This is a genomic window from Microbacterium sp. CnD16-F (genome assembly GCF_024124465.1).
Taxonomy (GTDB): Bacteria; Actinomycetota; Actinomycetes; order Actinomycetales; family Microbacteriaceae; genus Microbacterium; species Microbacterium gawkjiense.
Genome location: NZ_JAMXSA010000115.1, coordinates 1 through 1,443, shown reverse-complemented (window position 1 = coordinate 1,443; position 1,443 = coordinate 1). Strand labels below are relative to the sequence as shown.

The following is a 1,443-nucleotide window of genomic DNA, read 5'->3' as shown; positions in this document are numbered from 1 at the left end:
GGCATTGGGCCCTCGGCGCTGACGGAGGCCATGGGCATGCTCAACCACCATTTCGCAGCAGCCGCCTGATCGGCGCAGAGCGACAGCCTACCTCTGACTGCCGCCAATCTTTGCAACAGAGCCCCGCAACCGATACGATGGCCTCGATCTCTTCGATGAGCGCCCGGGGGCCAAGTACTGGTACACCGGTGGCTTCAGCATTCCCGGCCTCGCCGCGGGGATCATCGGCGGCGCAGCCGCCTCCTTCTTCCTCACCACCGACTTCTGGAGCGGCGCGATCGCCGAGGCCATGGGCTACATCGATCTCTCCGCTCCCGTTGCGATGATCGTCAGCGGCGGACTGTACTACCTCTTCACCCGCCGCGGCCACACCTTCGGAGACGCTCGATGAACACGCCCACCACCGGCTCGCACCCCGCCCGATACCCCGACGCCGCCGCGGGTGAACCGACGCTCGACAGCTGGCAGGAGCCCCCGCACAACCGCTGGGCCTTCGCTCACCTCGGCGAGATGGTGCCCTCGGCAGCGGTCTCGCGGCGCCCGGTGAACGCGCCCGGTCATGCCCTCGCGCGGCTCGGCGCGATCGCGGCGCAGCTTCCCGACCTCGAACAGCGCCTCGAACAGACCTACACCGACGCCTTCCTCGTGCTGCGCGGAACGGAGGTCGTGGCCGAGTACTACCGCGCCGGCTTCGCGCCCGACGACCGTCACCTGCTGATGAGCGTCTCGAAGTCGCTGTGCGGCACGGTCGTCGGAGCACTGGTCGACGAGGGGCGCATCGATCCCGCGCAGCCCGTCACCGAGTATGTACCCGAGCTCGCCGGCTCCGTCTACGACGGGCCCTCCGTGCTGCAGGTGCTCGACATGCAGATCTCGATCGACTACAACGAGGACTACGTCGATCCCGCATCCGAGGTGCAGACCCACGGTCGCTCGGCCGGCTGGCGCACGCGCCGCCACGGCGACCCGGCCGACACCTACGAGTTCCTCACCACCCTCCGCGGCGACGGCAGCACCGGCGAGTTCCAGTACTGCTCGGCGAACACCGACGTACTCGCCTGGATCGTCGAACGGGTCACCGGTCTGCGCTACGTCGAAGCGCTCTCCACGTACCTGTGGGCGAAGCTCGACGCCGACCGCGACGCTACCATCACCGTCGACACGACGGGTTTCGGCTTCGCGCACGGCGGCGTCTCCTGCACGGCGCGGGATCTCGCGCGCGTGGGGCGCATGATGCTCGACGGCGGCGTCGCCCCCGGTGGCCGCGTGGTCTCCGAGGACTGGGTGCGTCGCGTACTCGCCGGCGGATCGCACGAGGCGATGACCGACAAGGGCTTCACGAACACCTTCCCCGACGGCAGCTACACCCGCCAGTGGTGGTGCACGGGCAACGAGCGCGGCAACGTGAGCGGCATCGGCATCCACGGGCAGAATCTGTGGCTC

Annotated in this window: 1 protein-coding gene; it reads left to right on the top strand. The window is 69.0% G+C overall.

What is annotated here, in order from left to right; genetic code table 11:
* Positions 1-387: 387 nt before the first annotated feature.
* Positions 388-1,443, top strand: a 1,056-nt coding sequence (nylB, locus tag NH287_RS15015) for a 6-aminohexanoate-dimer hydrolase (RefSeq protein WP_253036252.1), incomplete at its 3' end; no start/stop codon positions are given.